The sequence below is a fragment of the Amorphus sp. 3PC139-8 genome (assembly GCF_040750475.1).
In the GTDB taxonomy this organism is placed as follows: domain Bacteria; phylum Pseudomonadota; class Alphaproteobacteria; order Rhizobiales; family Amorphaceae; genus Amorphus.
On the sequence record NZ_JABJVY010000073.1, the window covers coordinates 1 to 1,321 of the forward strand.

The 1,321-nt window shown below is 63.6% G+C and carries 1 protein-coding gene and 1 other annotated feature; the gene reads right to left on the reverse strand.

Going from position 1 to position 1,321, the window contains the following annotated elements:
* Nucleotides 1–39: 39 nt before the first annotated feature.
* Nucleotides 40–1,271 (reverse strand): IS3 family transposase gene (locus tag HNS03_RS25670; RefSeq protein WP_367198885.1). Its coding sequence is split into 2 segments (ribosomal slippage): nt 40–974 and nt 974–1,271, totalling 1,233 coding nucleotides; the frame shifts between segments, so codons are not numbered across the junction.
* Nucleotides 871–987: a sequence feature (AL1L pseudoknot), on the reverse strand. Its footprint overlaps the gene before it by 117 nt.
* Nucleotides 1,272–1,321: the final 50 nt, after the last annotated feature.

A 1,321-nucleotide genomic window follows, 5' to 3' on the forward strand; every position in this document is an offset into this window, starting at 1 on the left:
TGAACCGCCCCGGCATCGCCGGAGGCTGTTTGGTTTAAGTCATGCTGCTATTTGCTGCTCGTCGAGCAGAGCGTGATAGCGTTCCTCGGCTTCGGCCGGCGGGATATTGCCGATGGGTTCCAGCAGCCTGCGATTGTTGAACCAATCGACCCAGCTGAGCGTCGCGAACTCGACGGCCTCGAAGGAGCGCCACGGTCCGCGTCGATGAATGACCTCGGCCTTGTAGAGGCCGTTGATCGTCTCGGCGAGGGCGTTGTCGTAGCTGTCGCCGACGCTGCCGACGGAGGGCTCGATACCGGCTTCGGCCAGTCGTCCGGTGTATCGGATGCTGACATATTGCGAGCCGCGGTCGCTATGGTGCACCAGGCCGCCGCGATGAACGGGCCGTCGTTCGTGCAGGGCCTGTTCGAGAGCATCCAGCACAAAGCCGGCATGAGCGGTCCGGCTCACCCGCCAGCCGACGATGCGGCGGGCGTAGGCATCGATCACGAAGGCAACGTAGACGAAGCCCGACCAGGTCGACACATAGGTGAAATCCGAGAGCCACAGCATGTTCGGTGCCGGGGCATGGAAGACGCGGTTCACATGGTCGAGCGGGCATGGCGCCGACTTGTTCTGGATGGTCGTGCGGACCGACTTGCCGCGGATCACGCCTTGCAGGCCCATGCCCTGCATCAGTCGCTCGACGGTGCAGCGGGCAACATCAAACCCCTCCCGCATCATCTGTCGCCAGACCTTGCGCGCACCATAGACCTCGAAGTTCTCGGCAAAGACACGCTCGATCTCCGGCTTCAGCGCCAGGTCCCGCTTCGCTCGTGCCGAGAGCTTTGACGGATCAAGCCGCCGGGCGACATGGGCATGATAGGTCGATGGGGCGATCGGCAGTACCCTGCAGATCGGCTCGACCCCATACACACCGCGGTGATCGTCGACGAACGCGATCATGTCTTCGACCGGCGGTCGAGCTCCGCCTGTGCGAAATAAGCCGAAGCCTTACGCAGGATCTCGTTGGCCTGCCGCAACTCGCGGTTCTCCCGCTCGAGCGCCTTCAGCTTCGCGGCCATGTCCGTCGGCACGCCGGCCCGCCTGCCGGCGTCGACCTCGGCCCTCTTCAGCCACTCGTTCAACGAGTGCGCCGAGCAGCCGATCTTCGCGGAAATCGACAGGATCGCCTGCCAGCGCGAGGGGTGTTCATGCGAGTGCTCCAGCACTAGTCGCACTGCACGATCCCGCACTTCAGGAGAAAACTTGTTCGTCGTCTTGCTCGTCATAGCCCCATCCTCTCAGGAGTTGGAGCCTCCGACAAACCCGGGGCGGTTCA